Annotated in this window: 15 protein-coding genes and 1 pseudogene; 11 read left to right on the top strand and 5 right to left on the bottom strand. The window is 72.6% G+C overall.

Going from position 1 to position 17,233, the window contains the following annotated elements; translation table 11 throughout:
* Positions 1-130: 130 nt before the first annotated feature.
* The gene (locus OG455_RS09285) at positions 131-1,612 is read right to left on the bottom strand and encodes an IS1182 family transposase (protein WP_266300708.1); all 1,482 of its coding nucleotides are present in this window, start codon (positions 1,610-1,612) and stop codon (positions 131-133) included.
* 133 nt (positions 1,613-1,745) lie between these two features.
* Between OG455_RS09285 and OG455_RS09280 the strand changes: the two genes are divergently transcribed.
* A complete protein-coding gene (locus tag OG455_RS09280) occupies positions 1,746-2,270 on the top strand; it encodes a GNAT family N-acetyltransferase (protein WP_266291983.1) in 525 nt (174 codons plus the stop codon).
* A gap of 64 nt (positions 2,271-2,334) precedes the next feature.
* A pseudogene (locus tag OG455_RS09275) lies at positions 2,335-2,829 on the top strand (N-acetyltransferase).
* A 365-nt stretch (positions 2,830-3,194) separates the two neighbouring features.
* On the opposite strand, the gene OG455_RS09270 reads toward OG455_RS09275, so the two are convergent.
* Positions 3,195-5,495: an MMPL family transporter gene (locus OG455_RS09270; RefSeq protein ID WP_266291981.1), complete on the bottom strand. Its 2,301-nt coding sequence runs from the start codon at positions 5,493-5,495 to the stop codon at positions 3,195-3,197.
* A gap of 140 nt (positions 5,496-5,635) precedes the next feature.
* Between OG455_RS09270 and OG455_RS09265 the strand changes: the two genes are divergently transcribed.
* From OG455_RS09265 to OG455_RS09245, 5 genes are all read left to right on the top strand, one after another.
* The gene (locus OG455_RS09265; RefSeq protein WP_266291980.1) at positions 5,636-6,283 is read left to right on the top strand and encodes a TetR family transcriptional regulator; all 648 of its coding nucleotides are present in this window, start codon (positions 5,636-5,638) and stop codon (positions 6,281-6,283) included.
* 130 nt (positions 6,284-6,413) lie between these two features.
* Positions 6,414-6,725 (top strand): type VII secretion target, encoded by a 312-nt coding sequence (locus tag OG455_RS09260; RefSeq protein ID WP_266291979.1) that lies wholly within the window; start codon positions 6,414-6,416, stop codon positions 6,723-6,725.
* A gap of 3 nt (positions 6,726-6,728) precedes the next feature.
* Positions 6,729-8,306 carry a WXG100 family type VII secretion target gene (locus OG455_RS09255; protein WP_266291977.1) on the top strand — a complete coding sequence of 526 codons (1,578 nt, stop codon included), beginning with the start codon at positions 6,729-6,731 and terminating at the stop codon, positions 8,304-8,306.
* A gap of 7 nt (positions 8,307-8,313) precedes the next feature.
* Positions 8,314-8,715, top strand: a complete 402-nt coding sequence (locus OG455_RS09250) for a hypothetical protein (RefSeq protein ID WP_266291976.1) — start codon at positions 8,314-8,316, stop codon at positions 8,713-8,715.
* Positions 8,712-9,239, top strand: coding sequence for a hypothetical protein (locus OG455_RS09245; RefSeq protein WP_266291975.1), 528 nt, complete (start codon positions 8,712-8,714; stop codon positions 9,237-9,239). Before OG455_RS09250 ends, OG455_RS09245 begins: the two co-directional genes overlap by 4 nt.
* Here OG455_RS09245 and OG455_RS09240 read toward each other — a convergent pair.
* Complete coding sequence (locus tag OG455_RS09240; protein ID WP_266291973.1) at positions 9,226-9,882, bottom strand: TetR/AcrR family transcriptional regulator; 657 nt, start codon at positions 9,880-9,882, stop codon at positions 9,226-9,228. The two genes, OG455_RS09245 and OG455_RS09240, sit on opposite strands and share 14 nt — an antisense overlap.
* Before the next feature lie 203 nt (positions 9,883-10,085).
* Between OG455_RS09240 and OG455_RS09235 the strand changes: the two genes are divergently transcribed.
* Positions 10,086-10,871: a class II aldolase/adducin family protein gene (locus OG455_RS09235; protein WP_266300707.1), complete on the top strand. Its 786-nt coding sequence runs from the start codon at positions 10,086-10,088 to the stop codon at positions 10,869-10,871.
* A gap of 106 nt (positions 10,872-10,977) precedes the next feature.
* Positions 10,978-12,003: a 2-dehydropantoate 2-reductase gene (locus tag OG455_RS09230; protein WP_266291972.1), complete on the top strand. Its 1,026-nt coding sequence runs from the start codon at positions 10,978-10,980 to the stop codon at positions 12,001-12,003.
* A gap of 167 nt (positions 12,004-12,170) precedes the next feature.
* On the opposite strand, the gene OG455_RS09225 is transcribed toward OG455_RS09230, so the two are convergent.
* Positions 12,171-13,559, bottom strand: a complete 1,389-nt coding sequence (locus OG455_RS09225) for a S8 family serine peptidase (RefSeq protein WP_266291970.1) — start codon at positions 13,557-13,559, stop codon at positions 12,171-12,173.
* 250 nt (positions 13,560-13,809) lie between these two features.
* Here OG455_RS09225 and OG455_RS09220 point away from each other — a divergent pair, with 250 nt between their 5' ends.
* On the top strand, positions 13,810-14,904 hold the full coding sequence (locus tag OG455_RS09220) for a polyprenyl synthetase family protein (protein WP_266291968.1): 1,095 nt from the start codon (positions 13,810-13,812) through the stop codon (positions 14,902-14,904).
* Between the two features lie 26 nt (positions 14,905-14,930).
* Here the strand turns inward: OG455_RS09220 and OG455_RS09215 are convergent, their stop codons facing one another.
* Complete coding sequence (locus OG455_RS09215) at positions 14,931-16,181, bottom strand: MFS transporter (protein WP_266291966.1); 1,251 nt, start codon at positions 16,179-16,181, stop codon at positions 14,931-14,933.
* An 80-nt stretch (positions 16,182-16,261) separates the two neighbouring features.
* On the opposite strand from OG455_RS09215, the gene OG455_RS09210 reads away from it, so the two are divergent.
* A complete protein-coding gene (locus tag OG455_RS09210; protein WP_266291964.1) occupies positions 16,262-17,152 on the top strand; it encodes a LysR family transcriptional regulator in 891 nt (296 codons plus the stop codon).
* Positions 17,153-17,233: the final 81 nt, after the last annotated feature.

Genomic DNA, 17,233 nt, shown 5'->3' with positions numbered 1-17,233 from the left:
GCCCCGCAGGTGCTGATCGATGGATCGGTCGCGACCGTCCCGGTCGGCGCCTGTGAGACCTTGGCGGGGCCGTCCTGTCGGTCGGGTGTCCGGTGGTGGGAGCCGTGGCGGGGCCGAGAGGCTCGGCTGGTCAGCCGGCCAGGGCGGCGAGCCCGGTGGTTCCGGCGTGTCGGAAGATCTTGCGGAGGTTGTGGCAGGCGGCCAGCAGCCGCCACTCGCTGCGGGCGCCGTCCTCGCCCCGCAGGAGGAGCTGGCGGCCGTTCTGGCAGGTCATGATCTGGCCGAAGACGGGTTCGACGATGGCCTTGCGGCGACGGTAGGCGGCCTTGCCGGGTTTGGTCCGCAGCTTGCGGGCCATGCGCTCCTTCAGGGTGGCGCTCGCCGGAATCCGTCCGCGTGGTGCGGGCGGGACCTGCTCGTCGTGGGCGAGGCGGCCAGTAGTCATGAAAGTGTCGGTGCCGCAAGCCAGTTGGCGATCCCGCGCGGCCTCAAGGTTGGTCTCGGAGCAGTAGCCGGCGTCGACGAGTGCCTGCTTGGGATGGGCTCCGGTGTTGTGAGCGGACTGATCGAGCATCGTGGTGTAGTTCAGCACGTCGGAGGCGTTGCAGGTCACGTCAGCGGCGGTGATGACCTGATGGGTCTCGTCGACGACGGCCTGGGCGTTGTAGGCCTGGACGAAGGCGCCGTCGCCGTTCTTCATGATCCGCGAATCGGGATCGGTGAAGTTGGCCTGGGCCTTCGGCTTCGGCCGGGCCTTGACGGCGGCCTTCTGCCCGGCGTCGGTGACGGCCTGCTCATCGCGGGTGCCCGCGCGTTCCTGGCGGCGGCGTTCCTTGTCCTCGGCGTGGGCGCGGGCCTTGGCGGCGGCCTCGGCCTCGATCTGCGCGCGGGCGGCCTGCAGACTGGCCAGGCGCTTCTCGCGTCGGTCCAGCTCGGCGGGCAGGTCGGTGTCCTTGCCGTCGACACCGAACCTGGCGTCCTCGGCGGTGTCGGCGGCCTCCGCATCGGCCAGCACGGCCTGGGCCGTGGCCTCCAGCTGGGCGATCTCGGCCTCGACACGTTCTTCCTTGTCGACCAGGCGGCCGTAGCTCATCGCCTTGTGCTTGGATGCGTTCGCTTCGAGCTTGGTGCCGTCCAGGGCGACGCGTCCCATCCTGACCATGCCCAGCCTCTGGGCCAGGTGCAGGGACTGGGTGAACAGGCCAGCCAGCGCCTTCAGGTGGCGGCGGCGGAACCGGGCGATGGAGCGGTAGTCCGGGGCCTGGTCGGCAGCCAGGAACCGGAACGCGATGTCCTCGACGCACTTGCGCTCGACGGCTCGGGAGGAGCGGACGCCGGTGGTGTAGCCGTAGATCAGCAAGCGGACCATCAGGCGCGGGTCGTAGGGAGGGAACCCTCGTTTCTCGGTGTAGTCCGCCAGGATCGGTGACAGGTCGAGAACGTCATCGACCAGGTCGGCGACGAAGCGGGCCAGGTGCTCCTCGGGCAGCCAGTCGTCCAGTGACGGCGGTAGCAGCAGGACCTGGTGCGGGTCGAACGCCCGAAACCGCTTGTCAACGGCCGCCGGACGAGACTGCGGCTGCTTCCGCTCCACCAGCTCGACCTCGAACAGGCCGTCCCCACCACTATGCATACCGAGATCATTCCGCATGAAAGATCACGAATCCGGTGAGTCCGTCGGTCAGGGCCGGCTACCGGCCGAATAACGGCTGGGCGCGTGGCAAACGGGCGGGCATCATGGTCAGATGCCCGAGCTGATCGATCCGACCACCAGACTCCGGACGTCGTTCCTGGCAGCGGTGACCGAGTTCCGCGCAGATCGCGACTACCCGGTTCCGTGGTTCGTCACCAACGTCGACTCGCAGGCCCTGACCGACGCCACGGCGTTCACCGCGTACGTCGCGCGTGTGCTGAGCGAGCGGGACGAAGCAGCCGTGCGGGCGGACGGGTTCGTGGCGATGACGACATTGTGGTGGGCCGAGGACGGGCAGATGCTGGGCAGACTGGCGATCCGTCACCGGCTCACTCCGGCGCTGGAGAGAGTCGGTGGCCACATCGGCTACGACGTGCGGCCCAGCGCCCGACGCCAGGGACACGCGACCGCGATGCTCGCCGCGGCGCTGCCGATCGCCGGTTCGCTGGGCATCGCTCAGGCGCTACTGATGTGCGACGAGGCGAACACCGCGTCCCAGCGCGTGATCGAAGCCAACGGAGGCCGGTTCATCGACATGGTCGGTCACAAGCGCCGCTACTGGGTACCGACATCCTGATGCGGCGACATGCCGGGACAGCACGGATTGCGCGTTACTGACCCACGCTCCTAGCCTCCGGCCCATGACCTGGCTGCCCTCCGACTTCGTCCACCCCGGCCGCGTCGCGCTCCCCGGCGGCCACCACCTACGTCCCATCAGCGGTGCTGACACCGAGCTCGACTACCCGGCCGTGATGGGGTCGCGGGAGCGCCTGTGGTCCATCTACGGCGAGGCCTGGGGCTGGCCGCCGGCCACTATGACGTTCGAGCAGGACCTGGAGGATCTGGTGCGGCACGAGGTCGAGATCGCGGCCCACTAGTCCTTCAACTACGCGGTGTTCGACGACGCGGGCACGGCCCTGCTCGGCTGTGTCTACATCGACCCTCCGGAGAAGGTCGGCGCCGACGCCGAGATCTCCTGGTGGGTGGTGGACGACCAGGTCGGCACCGACCTCCAGCACGCGCTCGACGCGCTCGTCCCGCAGTGGATAGCCGAGGACTGGCCTTTCGAACGGCCGCGTTACGTCGGACGCGACCTCTCCTGGCAGGACTGGCTGGCACTCCCGGATCTCGCCTGACAACCCGGCGCCGGTCGGCTGCCGGCTGACTCTCTCGAAGGAAGCCGACCGTCCGCCTGGCGACCCGCCCCCTCACCGAGGACCTCCGGCGGCCCTGGCCACCCGGCTCCAAGAACCGCACACCCGCACCCCCTGACGACATCGGAAAGACCGTCGGACGCGACCTCACCAGTGACTCGACACCGAGATCGGAAGGGTTGAATCCCAAGCAGAGGCCTCGTCCGCTGCTCCGCCCCGCGCGGGCCGCACCGACCTGTCCGGTCAGCGCGGCCCGCGCAGGCCGTCCAGCAGGAGGGCGGTGAGGGTGTCGATGATCTCCTCGTCCCACAGGTCGGCCTCGCCGTGTCGGCATCGGCGCACAGCTCTCACACCGTCGGCTGCTCGGCCGGCGCCGGCGCCGGCATCGGGGTCGGGGCCGGGGCCGGGTTCGGGGTCGACTCCGCTGCCCGCGTGGGGTGCTGGAGCCGCTCGCCCTCGATGTCGAGGTCGGGGAGCAGTCGGGCCAGCGGGCGCGGCAGCCACCAGGCCGCGCGGCCGGTGAGGGCGAGGACGGCCGGCACGAAGGTCATCCGGATCACGAAGGCGTCCAGCAGCACGCCCATCGCCAGCGCGAAGGCGATCTGCTTGAGCATCTGGCTGTCGCTGGCGAGGAAGGAGGCGAACACCGCGATCATGATCAGTGCGGCGGCGGTGACCACCCGGGCGCTGTGCCGGCCCCCGCTGAGCACGGCGTCCAGCGGCTGCTCGCCGTGCACGAAGGCCTCGCGCTGGCGGGAGACGAGGAAGACCTCGTAGTCCATGGCCAGCCCGAACAGCACGGCCAGCAGGATGATCGGCAGGAAGCTGCTCACCGGCCCGGCCCGGTCGACGCCGATCAGCTGGGACAGGTGCCCGTGCTGGAAGACGCTGACCACGGTGCCCAGCGTCGCGGCGACCGAGAGCAGGAAACCCGCGGCGGCCTTGACCGGCACCACCAGCGAGCGGAAGACCAGCAACAGCAGGAGCAGCGACAGGCCCACCACCACGGCGGCGAACGGGATCATCGCGGCGTTCAGCTTCGCCGACACGTCGATCCCCACCGCCGTGCTGCCGGTGACGCCGATCGTCGCGCCGGTCTGCTGGTGCAGCGCGTCCGCCTCGCCCCGGATCGCGCCGACCAGGTTCTTGGTCGCCTGGTCGCTGGGCGCGCTGGCGGGGACGACCTGGAGCAGCGTGGTGTGCGTCGCGGGGTTGGCCACCGGCTTGCCCACGGCCGCCACGTCCGGCAGCGCGCGCACGGTGGCGGCGATCTTCTCGGCGGCCGCGGTCGGATCGGCGCTGTGCGAGGTGTCGGCGAGCACCAGGAGCGGGCCGTTGAAGCCGGGCCCGAACTCCTTGCTCACCTGGTCGTAGGCGAGCCGCTGCGAGGAGCCGGCGGCGGCGGTGCCGTTGTCCGGCAGCGCCAGCCGCAGCCCGTGCGCGGGCCAGGCCAGCGCGCCGACCGCGACCAGCACCGCGAGCAGGGTGAGCAGCGGGCGGCGGGTGACCAGCCGGAACCAGCGCTCACCGGCGTTCGCCGCCGGACCGCGCCGCGCGGCGGCGGCCGTGCCGGTCGCCGCGGCGGACCCGCCGGCGCCGGCCAGTTCGCGGCGGAGCGCCCGGGAGCCCGGCTTCGGCCGCAGGCGCGCACCGGCGAACCCGAGCAGCGCGGGCAGCAGCGTGGTCGCCACCAGCACCGCCACCAGCACCGCGGCGGCGGCGCTCAGGCCCATCACGGTCAGGTAGGGGATCCCGACCACGGAGAGGCCGGCCATCGCGATCACCACCGTCAGGCCGGCGAACACCACGGCGCTGCCGGCCGTGCCGACGGCGAGCGCGGCCGACTCCTCGGGCTCGGTGCCCTGGGCGAGGGTGGCCCGGTGGCGGCTGACGATGAAGAGCGCGTAGTCGATGCCGACCGCCAGGCCGATCATCAGGGCCAGGCTCTGCGCGGTGGACGAGATGGCCGTCACGCCGGTGAACGCCAGCACGCCCGCGATCGCGGTGACCACCCCGGCGATCGCGCCGAGCAGCGGCAGGCCCGCGGGCAGCAGCGAGCCGAAGGTGAGCGCGAGGATGACGACCGCGATCCCGATCCCGATCAGGTCGCTGCCACCGGACTTCGAGGGGCCGGAGCCGAACGCGGCGCCGCCGACCTGCACGTCGAGGCCCGGCTGCTGCTGACCGGCGCTGTCGACCGCGGTCTTCAGCGCGTCCAGCGAGCCGGGCTTCAGCGCGCTCTGCACCACCTCGTACTGCACCTGCGCGACGGCGGTGCTGCCGTCACGCGAGACGGTCTGCGCGGCGACCGGATCGATCACCTTCGCCACCTGCGGCGCGGTGGCGGCCGAGGCCAGCGCTGCGCGCATCGCGGTCAGCTCGGCGGGGTCGGTCACCCGGCTGCCGGGCGGGGCCGTGAAGACGACCTGGGCGCTGGTGCCGGAGGAGGTGGGGAAGTCGGTCTTCATCCGGTCCAGCGCCTGCTGCGACTCGGAACCCGGGATCGAGAAGGTGTCGTCCAGCTTGCCGGGGCCGCCGAAGGCGAGCATGCAGCCGACCACGGCGGCGATCACCGCGAGCCAGAGCGCCAGGACGCGCCGTCGGTGCCGGAAGGCGAAGCGCCCCAGGCGGTGGAGGAGGGTGGGCATGGCGGACTCCGAGTCTGACGATCCTGCGCCGAAGAAACTGGCAGTTCTGCCACGTTAGCAAATGTGGCAGAACTGCCAGTTTCATGGGGGTGCCACGGAGGTCGGTCGGGAGATCGCCCGCGAGCTGGGATGATCAGGGGGTGAACGAGGCAGGACCGGGCCGCCGGGAACAGAACAAGCGGCGCACGCACCACGCTCTGGAGGAGGCGGCGACCCGCCTCTTCCGCGAGCAGGGCTACGAGGCGACCACGGTGCGGGACATCGCCCAGGCGGCGGGCGTGGGGGAGCGCACCTTCTTCCGCTACTTCCCGTCCAAGGAGAGCCTGATCGTGCAGCAGGTGCGGGACATCATCCCGCTGCTGGCGGAGGAGATCAGCGCCCGGCCGGCCGCCGAGCCCCCGCTCGCCGCGCTGCGGGAGGCCGTGCTGGAGCTGTCCCGCCGCTACGACACGGTGCCCGCGATCCTGCTGGTCGGACCGCAGCCGCTGACGCCGCACCCGACCAGCCGCGGCGACCGGTTCCTGCTCTTCGACCTGGAGGAGGCGGTCGCCGCGGCCTTCCTCGCCCGCCTGGCCCCTGCCGTGGACGGCGGAGCAGACGGCGGGCCGGACGGCGGGCCGGACAGTGCGCCTGAGGCGGCCGCCGTGCTGCGCGCCGCCGTGCTGTCGCGCGCGGGTGTGGGGGTGCTGCGGGCCATCCGCCTCACCTACAACCGCATGTCGCTCGCCCAGCGCGAGTCGTTGGACCTGGCCGCCTTCGCCTGCCAGGCCTTCGCGGAGCTGGAGTAGCGGGTTGCGGGTCCGGGCCGGGTCCGGGCCGGGTCCGCACGGCAGCCGAGATCGTTGTGTGCGAAGGAACCGCCTGACGTTATGCTCTGTGGCGATCTTCTGACGGGGCGTAGGAACAAGGTGCACAACATTGGGCGACAACATAGGCACGGGCTTCAGCGTCCATCCGGACAACCTGGGCTCGGCGGGGGACCAGCTGACCACCGCGGGCGACGACGTGGCGAGTACCCGCGACACGCTGGGCCGGCTGGACATGTCCGATGCGGACACCTTCGGGGAGTACGGCGCACCGGAGGCGGCCAAGGCCTTCTGGTCCGCCTGGCAGGATGAGCTCGGGGTCAACACGGACGCCCTGCACGACCTCGGCAACCGGGTCCGGACGACCGCGGGCAACTACAGCACCAGTGACCAGCAGATTTCCCAGCACCTCCAGGGGCGGTAACCGATGCCCGATCACGATCTCCATCCGCTGGGCAGCGACGCGGGCACCTACCGCGAGCAGGTCGAGCGGCTCAAGCACACCATCGACGACTCGCACGGGATGTGGGGCGCCGGAGACCTGAAGTACGCCGTGCACGACGCCCTGCAGTTGACCGGCCCCAAGGGCGATCCGGGGAAGCTGGACGCGCTGGCGGCCGCCTACGGCACGGCGAGCGGTCAGTTGGACCAGACCCAGCAGGAGGTCCAGCGGACCGCCTCCCAGCGGCTGCCCGACGCCTGGACCGGTCAGGTCGGCGAGAAGGCCGTCGAGGTGGTCACCGCCTCCTCCGACGATCTGACGCATTGCCGCGACGTGCTGGGCAGCGGCCGCGACCAGATCTCCGCGCTGGCCGGGGCCCTGCGACAGGCACAGGTCCAGCACGGGCAGGGCGCCGGCCCGCTGCAGGAGGCGCTCAAACTGCTGCACGACATCACCATCGCCGGCGCGCCCGACCCGGTGAACTGGGACGACGGCAAGATGCACACGGCGCACGCCAAGGCCAAGGACGGCATCGCCTCGATCTTCGGCGCCGCCGTGGCGGCCGAGACCGCCGGCCACACGGCGGCCCGCGAACTGAACGCGCTGGCCGACAAGGCGCTGGCCGGCCGCTTCAAGAACAAGGGGCTCGGCGCGGTCGACAAGCTGGTCATCGCCGACGCCTCGGTGGCCGGCGACGCGCAGCTGGGCACGATCCTCACCGCCAACGACGCCACCCGGGCCGGCCAGTTCATGGACAAGATGAGCGACGCCGACCGGGCCCGGTTCGACCAGCTGCTGGCCGGCAGCAAGTCCCCCGAGGAGCGCGCCTACCTGATGAAGGCGCTGGCCGCGGGGCACAGCTACGACGAGATCAAGGCCTTCGACGACCAGATCCACGACCACGGCGACGATCCCAGCTGGCTCGCCGAGCGGATCTCCCCGGTCCAGCTCGACTCCACCTCCGGCGGGCAGGCGGACACCGGCTACCAGGGCGTGGAGTGGAGCCAGGGCCAGCACCCGACCTGCGTGGCCTCCTCGACGGTCACCGCCCGGGCGATGGTCGACCCGCTGTACGCGCTGCAGCTGACCACCGGTGGCCACCCCGGGGACCCGAAGTTCGACAACGGCGAGGCCGCGCAGCAGCGCTGGCTGAGCGAGTCGAACCGGGTCTACGACGAGCGCGGCTGGTGGCATTCCTGGTCGGACGGCATGACCACCGGTGAGTCGAAGGACGTGGCCAACGGCGAGATCGCGGCGCACACCGGCGCGAGCTACCAGACCAAGGACCTCGGCAGCGCGGACGCGCGCCGCGACAGCCTGGGCCAGATCGAGCAGTCGGTGGACGAGGGCAAGCCGGTGCCGCTCGGGGTCAAGGAGAACACCTGGCTGATGCCCGACGGCCACCAGATGATGATCATCGGTCACCGCGGCGACCAGCTGGAGATCTACAACCCCTGGGGCTTCACCGCCTGGGTCAGTGAGAACGACTTCGTCAACAACAACCTGGGCAGTCTCACGCAGAACGAGCTGCCCAACGTCAACTACGTCCAGCTCCCCAAGTGAGGCCGTCGTGAACACCCCGCAGCCCCAGCAGCCCAGGACCGACAGCCAGTTGGCCGCGCTCGACGTCGGGATCATGCTGCGCTTCGGCCTGCCGGCCGAGGGCGCGCACCGCTCCGCGCTCTTCGCGGACGGGGCGGTGGCCGCCGCGATCGCCGCGGACGGGCTCGGCGTGCTGCCGCGCGCCCTGACCTTCCTCGGCGAGGTGGTCAGGGCGGGCGGCACCCGCTACGCGGCCGCGCTGCCCGAGCCGCTGCCGGGCGGAGCCGCCGCGGCGCTCGCCCGTGGCTGGCTGGAGGCGGCCGCCATGGTCGTCACCGACCCGTCGGGCGACCTGCTGGCCGCGCGCTGGCTGGAGGCGGTCGCCGCCGTGCTCGCGCTGCGGATCACCCACCGCGAGGCCGCCTCGTGACGCGCCGTCGGGTCCTGACCGCGCTGGCCCTCGCGCTGGTCCTGGTGGTCGGCGGGGCGGCCCTGACGGTCCACCTGCTCACCGAGGGCGACCTCGACCACGGCAAGGTCTTCACCGGCGCCTCCGGGGAGCTCACCGTCGAGCCCGGCCAGCTCTTCTCGATCGAGGTCGACGCGAACCGCGTCGAGGGTGACTCCTGGGACCTCGGAGCCCCGGCCGCAGGCCCGGCCGCGACCGCAGCCCCGACCCCGGCCGCGACCCCGGCCGCAGCCCCGACCGCGGCCGCGACCCCGGCGGTCGTGCTGGCCACCGGCCAGGAGTACGTCAGGAACCTCGGCATCACGAGCTTCGCCGGCCTCACCGGCTCGTTCGGGGCGGGTGGCCGCTACTACTTCGTCTTCCGGGCCCGGAGCGCGGGCCGCACCACGATCGCGCTGCACAACACCTACCGCGGCGGCATGGTGCCCACCACCGGCCTGGCGCCCGACGAACTGGACCGCAGCTTCACCGTCACGGTGCGCTGATCTCAGCCGCCGGCGCGGGGGCCGCTGCCGCCGCGCCGCTCGGCACGGTCAGCGCCGTCAGCAGCGGGGCCAGGAAGCGGCGTTCGAGCTGTCCGGGCGGCAGCTGGTCGGGCTCCACGTAGCTCTGCGCCAGGCCGCCTTCGCGGATCGCGATGAGCAGCCGGGCCAGTTCGTCGGCGTCCACGGTGAGGGTGCGGCCGGCGCGGGCGAGCTGCTCGGTCAGGCCGCGGGCGAGTTCGGCGCGCAGCCGGGCGTCGTGCTGGGCGAGTACCCAGGCGGCCTGCCGGTCGCGGATGGCGTGCAGGGTGAACTCGGTGGTGACGAGGTACCAGTCCCGCTCGGCCGGCTCGATGTCGGAGAGCAGTTCCACCAGGCCCGGCAGGGTGAGTTCCGCGGCGTCGATCGAGTCGACCAGGGCGCCGATCCGGCTGATCACCCGCTCGCTGTGCGCGTCGAAGAGGGCGAGGAAGAGCTCCTCCTTGCTGCTGAAGTTCGAGTAGAAGGCGCCGCGGGTGTAGCCGGCCCGCTCGCAGATCTGCTCGATCGGGGTCGCGTGGAAGCCGTTCTCCGCGAAGGCCGCCAGCGCCGCGTCCAGCAGCGCGGCGCGGGTGCGGGGGCGGCGCTTGGTCTCACCCTTGGGCATCGGGCCACGCTCCTTCGCGGGGGGCGTCTTCACGGACGCATCGGATCCATTGGCGTATCGGATACAGAACTGTATCGTCTGCTTGTCCGCACCGCTGCCGACGACCTCTGGAGCGCGTCATGAGTACGCCCGTGAGTACGCCCGTGAGCACCCCGCCGCCCGCCGAGTTGCCTGCTGAGTTGCCCGCCGAGTTGTCCGCCGAGCTGTCCGGCGCGGTCGGCCCGCTGCCGGCGGGGGTCAGCCTGCCGATGCCGCCCAGCTTCGACACCGTCGAGGCCGAGCGCCAGTACCGCAAGGAGCAACTGGCCGCCGGGTTGCGGCTGTTCGGCCGGTTCGGCTTCTCCGAAGGGGTGGCGGGGCACATCACCGTGCGCGACCCGGAGGACCCCCGGTGGTTCTGGGTCAACCCGTTCGGAATGAGCTTCACCCAGATCAAGGCCTCCGACCTGATCCTGGTCGACCACGACGGCACCCTGCTGCACGGCAGCCGGCCGGTGAACCGGGCGGCCTTCGTCATCCACTCCCAGGTCCACGCCGCCCGCCCGGACGCGGTGGCCGCCGCGCACTCGCACTCGCTGCACGGCAAGGCGTTCGCCAGCCTCGGCATCCCGCTGGACCCGATCACCCAGGACGCCTGCGCGTTCTTCGAGGACCACGGGCTCTACAGCGACTACCGGGGCGTGGTCAACGAGGCCGAGGAGGGGCGGCGGATCGCGGCCGCGCTCGGTGACTTCAAGGCGGTCATCCTGCAGAACCACGGCCTGCTGACGGTGGGCCACTCGGTGGCCGAAGCGGTCTGGTGGTTCATCACCATGGAACGCTCCTGCCAGGCCCAGCTGCTGGCGATGGCGGCCGGCAAGCCCACCCTGATCGACCGGGAGACCGCGCTGCTCACCAGGGGCCAGCTGGGCTCGCACCTGGCCGGCTGGTTCCAGGCTCGTCCGCTGTGGGACCAGATCACCGCCTCGGACCCCGACCTCTTCGACTGAGACTGAGGAGCCCGCGGTGCCCACCGACCCTGCTGCGCCCACCGGTTCACCACTTCCCTCGCCCTCGCCACTTCCCTCGCCTTTGCCCTCGCCTCTGCCCGCACCCGTGCCCGCACCCGTGCCCGCGCGGCTGCGGATCGCGGTGCTCGGCGCCGGCAGCATCGGCTGCCACCTGGGCGGGATGCTCGCCGAGGCCGCCGAGGTCACGCTGATCGGCCGCCCCGAGGCGATGGCCGCCGTCGAGCGCGAGGGGCTCACCCTCACCGGCCCGGGCGATGCCGCCCGGCGGGGGATCCGCACCGTGCGGACGGCCACCGACGCGGCCGCGGCGGCGGGGGCCGACTACGTGCTGGTGACCGTCAAGTCGGCCGACACCGCGGGCGCCGCCCGGCAGTTGGCCGCCCACCTGGACCCGGCGGCGGTCGTGGTCAGCTTCCAGAACGGCCTGCACAACCCACGGGTACTGGCCGAGGGGCTGCCCGGCCACCGGGTGCTGGCCGGGATGGTCCCGTACAACGTGGTGCGCGCCGGCACCGCCGCCTTCCACCAGGGCACGGCGGGGCGGCTGATGCTGGCCGACACCCCGCACAGCGCTCCGCTCGCGGCGGCGGCCCGGGCCGCGGGGCTGCCGCTGGTGCTGCGGCAGGACATGCCGGCCGTGCAGGCGGCCAAGCTGCTGATGAACCTCAACAACGCGGTGAACGCGCTCTCCGGGCTGCCGCTGCGCGAGCAACTGGGCCGCCGCGCCTACCGGGCCTGCCTGGCGCGTTGCCAGCGGGAGGCGCTCGCCGCGTTCCGGGCCGAGGGGATCACGCCCGCCCGGCTGGGCCCGGTGCCGCCCGCGCTGACACCCTGGGTGCTCGGGCTGCCCGACGCGCTCTTCCAGCGGCTCGCGGGGGCGAGCCTGCGGATCGACGCGCGGGCGCGCTCCTCGATGTGGGAGGACCTGCGGCGCGGCCGTCCCACCGAGATCGACAGCCTGCAGGGGGAGGTCACCGCGCTGGCGGCCCGCCACGACCTGCCCGCTGTGGCCAACGCCCGGCTGGTGGCGCTGGTCCGCGAGGCCGAGGCGGCCGGTCCCGGGGCGGCGCGCCCCTGGCCCGGCGCCGACCTGCTCGCCCAACTGGGCTGAGCCGCCGTACGGGCTCGCGCGGACGCGGTTGAGTGAGACGGTGGTGCGAGACATCTGTGCGAGACGTTCGTGTGAGACGGCCGAGCAGGCGCGGCCGACCACCCCGCCGGGTGGCCGGCCGCGTCCTTGATCACAGATCCGTTCGTACGCCTCTACCTGACGGAACGTCAGCCCAGTGCGGCGATCGCCGGCACGAACTTCGACACGTCCACCGTGCCCCAACCCGTCGCCAGGTCGTAGCCCTTGGTGACCGGCCAGCCGGTGACGCCGTTGTAGGTGTTGGAGCCGCCCACCACGTCGTTGAGGCCGGTCCCCTTGGCGCCGGCCTGCTGCAGCGCGCCGAGCGCGTAAAGGCCGTAGTTCAGGTTGCCGAGCCGGTGCCCGGCGACCTGGTCGGCCAGCGCCACCACACCGGAGAAGACCGGGCTGGCCACGCTGGTGCCGCCCCACAGCTCCCAGCCGTTGTCGTTCGGGCCGAAGCTGTTGTAGGTCCAGACACCGGTGTTGGGGTCGCCCACCATGCTGATGTCCGGCACGCCACGGGAGTTGCCCACCGTGCCCTGCACACCGAGCTGGAAGACCGGCCGGGTGAAGACCTTGGACTTGCCGCCGCCCGAGGCCCCGCCGTCGGTCGCCGGGGAGTCCCAGACGGTGTCCGGGCTCTGCCGGTTGCCGCTGTCGTCCAGGTGCACCGAGGTGCCGCCGACGCCGGTCACCAGCGGGTCGGAGGGCGGCCAGGAGGTGACCGGGTACGGGTAGAGGGTCGAGCCGTCCAGCTCCGAGTCGGTCACGCCGCTGTCGCCGGAGGAGGCCAGCACGGTGACGCCGTGCGCGGCCGCGTCCTTGTAGGCGTAGCGGAGGTTGAGCAGGCTGGAGTAGTCGCCCTGGTCGAAGCCGGGGAAGGTGTTCTCGGTGGCGCCGAAGCTCTGCGTGATGACGTCGCCGACGCCCTGCTTGATCAGCGCGTCCTCGGCGGCCATCATCTCCGGGAACCCGGTGGTGCCCTCGGTCTCCGAGACGCCGGTCTCGACCAGCACGATCTTCGCGCCGGGCGCCATCGCGTGCGCCATGTCGACGTCGATGGTGGTCTCCTCGGCCCACCCGGTCATGTCGTCGTTGGTCGGGTCGAAGGGCGGCACGGTGCCCCACTTGTCCACCTGGACGGTGGTGCTGGGGATGCCGTACTGGGCGCTGTAGACGTCCAGGTCGTGCTGGATGGTCGGCGACCCGTAGGAGTCGACGATCACGATGGTGCGCCCGGCGCCGTTGATGCCCTTGTCGAAGAGCGGGTGCTCGTTGTAGCCCTGCTCCAGCTGGGTCGCGCCGTAGCACAGGGCCTGGAACTGTGCCTGGCACTGGCTGGGGGTGAGCGGGCTGGCGAACTGGCCGGAGAGCATCCGGTGGCCTATCGCGGCCGGTACCGGCTTGGCCGGCGCGGCGGACGCGGCGGCGAAGGCGGCGGTGGCCGGTGCGGCGCCGGTGAGGGCGGTCGCGGCGAACAGGGCGAGGGTGCCGATGGCCGATGCGGTGGCACGGCTGAGGGTGGAACGTCGCATGGGTGTCCCTGTGGGTGGTAGGTCGGTCCCGTCGACGACGGTTGGGCGCTATCGCACTCCTGTCCGGGTGGGTCTGTCCGCTGCTTGTGAGGTCCATGGGGAAACCTTTGTCATGTCTGTACCTATGTCAGCTCCGTTGCCCGGTCCGCCGCTTGTCCCTGGTCCGGGTCCAGGTGCGCCGAGCGGCGGCGGCCTGTGCGAGGGTGGAGGGTCCGAGCCGCCCGGCCCCACCTGACAGGAGCACCACCCCGTGACCGACACCAGCGACCCCACCGCACAGCTCCAGCGGCGGCTGGCCGGCTACGAGCGGCGCTTCGCCGACCTCTTCGCGGCGTACTTCGACAACCTGCGCGGCACCCTCGACGCCCCCGCGCACAGTCGCTTCACCCCCGAGTGCCTCGACCTGCTGCGCGACCTGTCGCTGCGCGGCGGCAAGCGCCTGCGGGTGGCGCTGCTGCACGAGGCGGCCCGCCTGGTCAGCACCGACGAGGACCTGCCGGGCCTGGACGACGCCGCGCTGAGCATCGAACTCCTGCAGACCCACGGCCTGGTCCACGACGACATCATCGACAACAGCCCCACCCGCCGCGGCGCCCCCTCGACCTACTACGCCTACCGCGCCAGGTTCCCCGACCACCCGCAGGCCGCGCTGGGCCTGGCCGTGCTGGCCGGCGACCTCGCCGCCTTCCTCTCGCTGCGGGTGCTGCTGGAGTCCACCGCCCCGCTGCCGCTGCGCCAGGCCATGCTGGAGGTGCAGACCCGGGCGGCCACCGCCACCTTCGTCGGCCAGATCATCGACCTGGAACGGGACTTCACCGCCCTCCCGGACGAGGAGCAACTGCACGCCGTGGCCGACTACAAGAGCGCCCGCTACTCGGTGCTCGCCCCACTGCAGCTGGGCCTGCTGGCGGCCGGCGAGCAGCCGCACCGCTTCGACGCCGAACTGCGCCGGTACGCGCGGCTGGTCGGCGTCTACGAGCAGATGCGCGACGACTACCTCGACCTGTTCGGCAACGACGCCCAGGCCCTGGGCAAGCCCATCGGCGGCGACCTGCGCGAGGGCCGGCGCAGCTACGCCGTCAGCGCGATCCTCGCCGCGGCCACCGAGGCCGAACGGGCCGTGGTGGAGGCTGCCCTCGGCGACCGGGACTGCCCGCCGTACACCGTGGCCGCGGTGCGGGAGATCGGCCACCGCCACGGCGTCGACCAGCACCTGCGCGCCGAGATGCGCCGCTACGCCCAACTCGCCTCGGCCGAGGCGGCCGGCTGGCGCCCGCGCTGGCGCGAGGAGGCGGTCACCTTCTTCGAGCAGCTGCCGCTGTGGAGCCTGGCGCGGACGCTGTGACGCCGCCGTTGCGATGTACTACCCCTTCACGGCCGCCGGGCGGCCAGCAGACCCGCCGACGCGCTGAGCAGCGCTCCCAGAGCGCAGGCGGCCGGCCAGCCGCCGTGGGTGAGCAGCAGGGCGCCGGCCGCCGAGCCGGCCGTGCCGGCGGTGAAGTAGCCGGTCATGTAGAGGGTGTTGAGGCGGGCCCGGGCCTCGGGGTGGCCGCTCAGCGCGCTGCTCTGGTTGGCCAGGTTGCTGACCCGGGCGCCGGAGTCCAGCAGCAGGGCCGCACCGAGCAGGACCGGGGTGGCGGCGCCGGCCGAGCCGGCCGCGAGCAGCGCCAGGGTCATCGCCGCCGCCGCGCCCATGGTCAGCGCCCGGCCCCGGCCCTGGTCCAGCCGGCGGCCGACGAGCAGCACGGTGGCGGTGCCCGCGATCCCGACCAGTCCGAGCAGCCCGGCGGCCGCCGGGCTCCAGCGGTGCGGGGCGCCGGTGACATAGAGGGTGACGGCGGTCCAGAAGAGGTTGAACGCCGCGAAGCCGAGGGCCGCGATCGTGACGGCCCGGCGCAGCGCCCGGTCCTGGCGCCAGAGCGGACCGAGTGAGCCGATCAACTTCCGGTAGGGCAGGGCGGTCCGCGCCGCCGGTTCGGGCAGGCCGCGCAGCGCCAGGTGCAGCAGCACGGTCAGCAGCGCCGAGATGACGTAGACGGCCCGCCAGCCGAGCGGCCCGGCGACCGCGCCGGAGAGCACCCGGGCGCCGACGATGCCGCCGAACAGGCCCGCCGTGATCCGGGCGGTGACCCGCCCGGTCGCGGCGGGGGCGGAGAGCGTCACGGCGGCCGGCAGCAGGATCTGGGCGAGCACACTGGCGGCGCCGAGCACGACCGAGGCGGCGGCGAAGACCGGGTAGCCGGGTGCGGCGGCCAGCACCACGAGCGCGGCGGTCCGGACGGCGTTGAGCCGGCCGCCCAGTCGCCGCACGCCCACCCGGTCGGCGGCGGGGACGATCAGCAGCAGTCCCAGCGCGTACCCGACCATCGTGAGGGTGGGCAGCAGGCCGGCCGCCGCCGGGCTCACCGCGAAGTCGGCGGCGAGCGGGCGCAGCAGCGGCTGCAGGTAGTAGACGTTGGCGACGCTGACCCCGGCCGCCACTGCCATCAGGGTCAGTTGACGGGACGTCAGGACAGTGTCCGGGGTGGCGGCGTGGAGCGAGGAGTGGCCGGGGGAGTGGGCCGGGGCGTGGGTCGGGGAGTGGGTGGCGGTGCCGGCGGCGGTACGGGCCTGCGTGGTCATGGAACCAGGTTGGTACCGTTCCATTGATAAATCAAAGACACAGTTCTTATTCCATCGATAAGCCAGAGCGAGGTCATGGCATGGAGCTGCGGACCCTGGAGTACTTCGTCGCGGTCGCCGAGGAGGCCTCGTTCACCCGGGCGGCCGCCCGCTTCCACCTCGCGCAGCCGGCGATCAGCCAGCAGATCCGCTCGCTGGAGCGGGAGTTGGGTGAGCCGCTGTTCGAGCGCAGCTCGCGCCGGGTCCGGTTGAACCCGGCGGGCGAGGCGCTGCTGCCCTACGCCCGGCGGATGTTGGCCGACGCCTCGGCGGTGCGGGCGGAGTTCGCCGCGCGGTCGGGGCTGCTGACCGGCACCCTGGCACTGGGTGCGGTGGACGGCGTGGAGCACACCGAACTGCCTTCCGTGCTGGGCGCGTTCCACCGTCATCACCCGGGCGTCGGGGTGCGGCTGATCGGCGGTACCAGTGCGGAGCTGATCGGCCGGGTCCGTCAGGGCACCCTCGACGCGGCCGTGGTGGCGCTGCCCCGGGAGCCGCTGGAGCCCGCGCTCCGGGCCGAGGTGCTGCTCCGCGACGAGGTGGTCGCCGTCCGTCCGGCCGCCGAGGTGCCGGCGGGGCATGCGGAACTGCCGCTGACCGAGCTCGACGGGGTGCCGCTGATCACCTATGCCCCGGACAGCGGGCTGCGGCCGCACCTGGAGAGCGCCTTCCGTGCGGCCGGGGCCGAGTTCCGGCCGTTGACCGAGACCAACGACGTGGCGCTGCAGGCCGCCCTGGTGCTGGCGGGCATCGGCACCGCGCTCTCGGCCGGGACGGACCGGGCGCTCAGGGACGACGACCGTCTCGTGCTGCTGCCACTGCGCCCCCGGGTCCACTACGCCAAGGCCCTGGTCTGGCGCACCGACCCGGCGCCGGTCGCGCCGCTGCGCGCGCTGCTCGCGCTCCGCGGTCAAGAAGTGACACTGCGCTGACAGGAGTTGCTCCCGCGGTCGCGGGCGCCACCGGGGGTGGGCGCTGCGGTCAAGAATTGGTAATGATTATCAGCTCGACTG

It is taken from the genome of Kitasatospora sp. NBC_01287 (assembly GCF_026340565.1).
Lineage (GTDB): Bacteria > Actinomycetota > Actinomycetes > Streptomycetales > Streptomycetaceae > Kitasatospora.
This window is presented reverse-complemented; position numbering and strand designations above follow the sequence as displayed.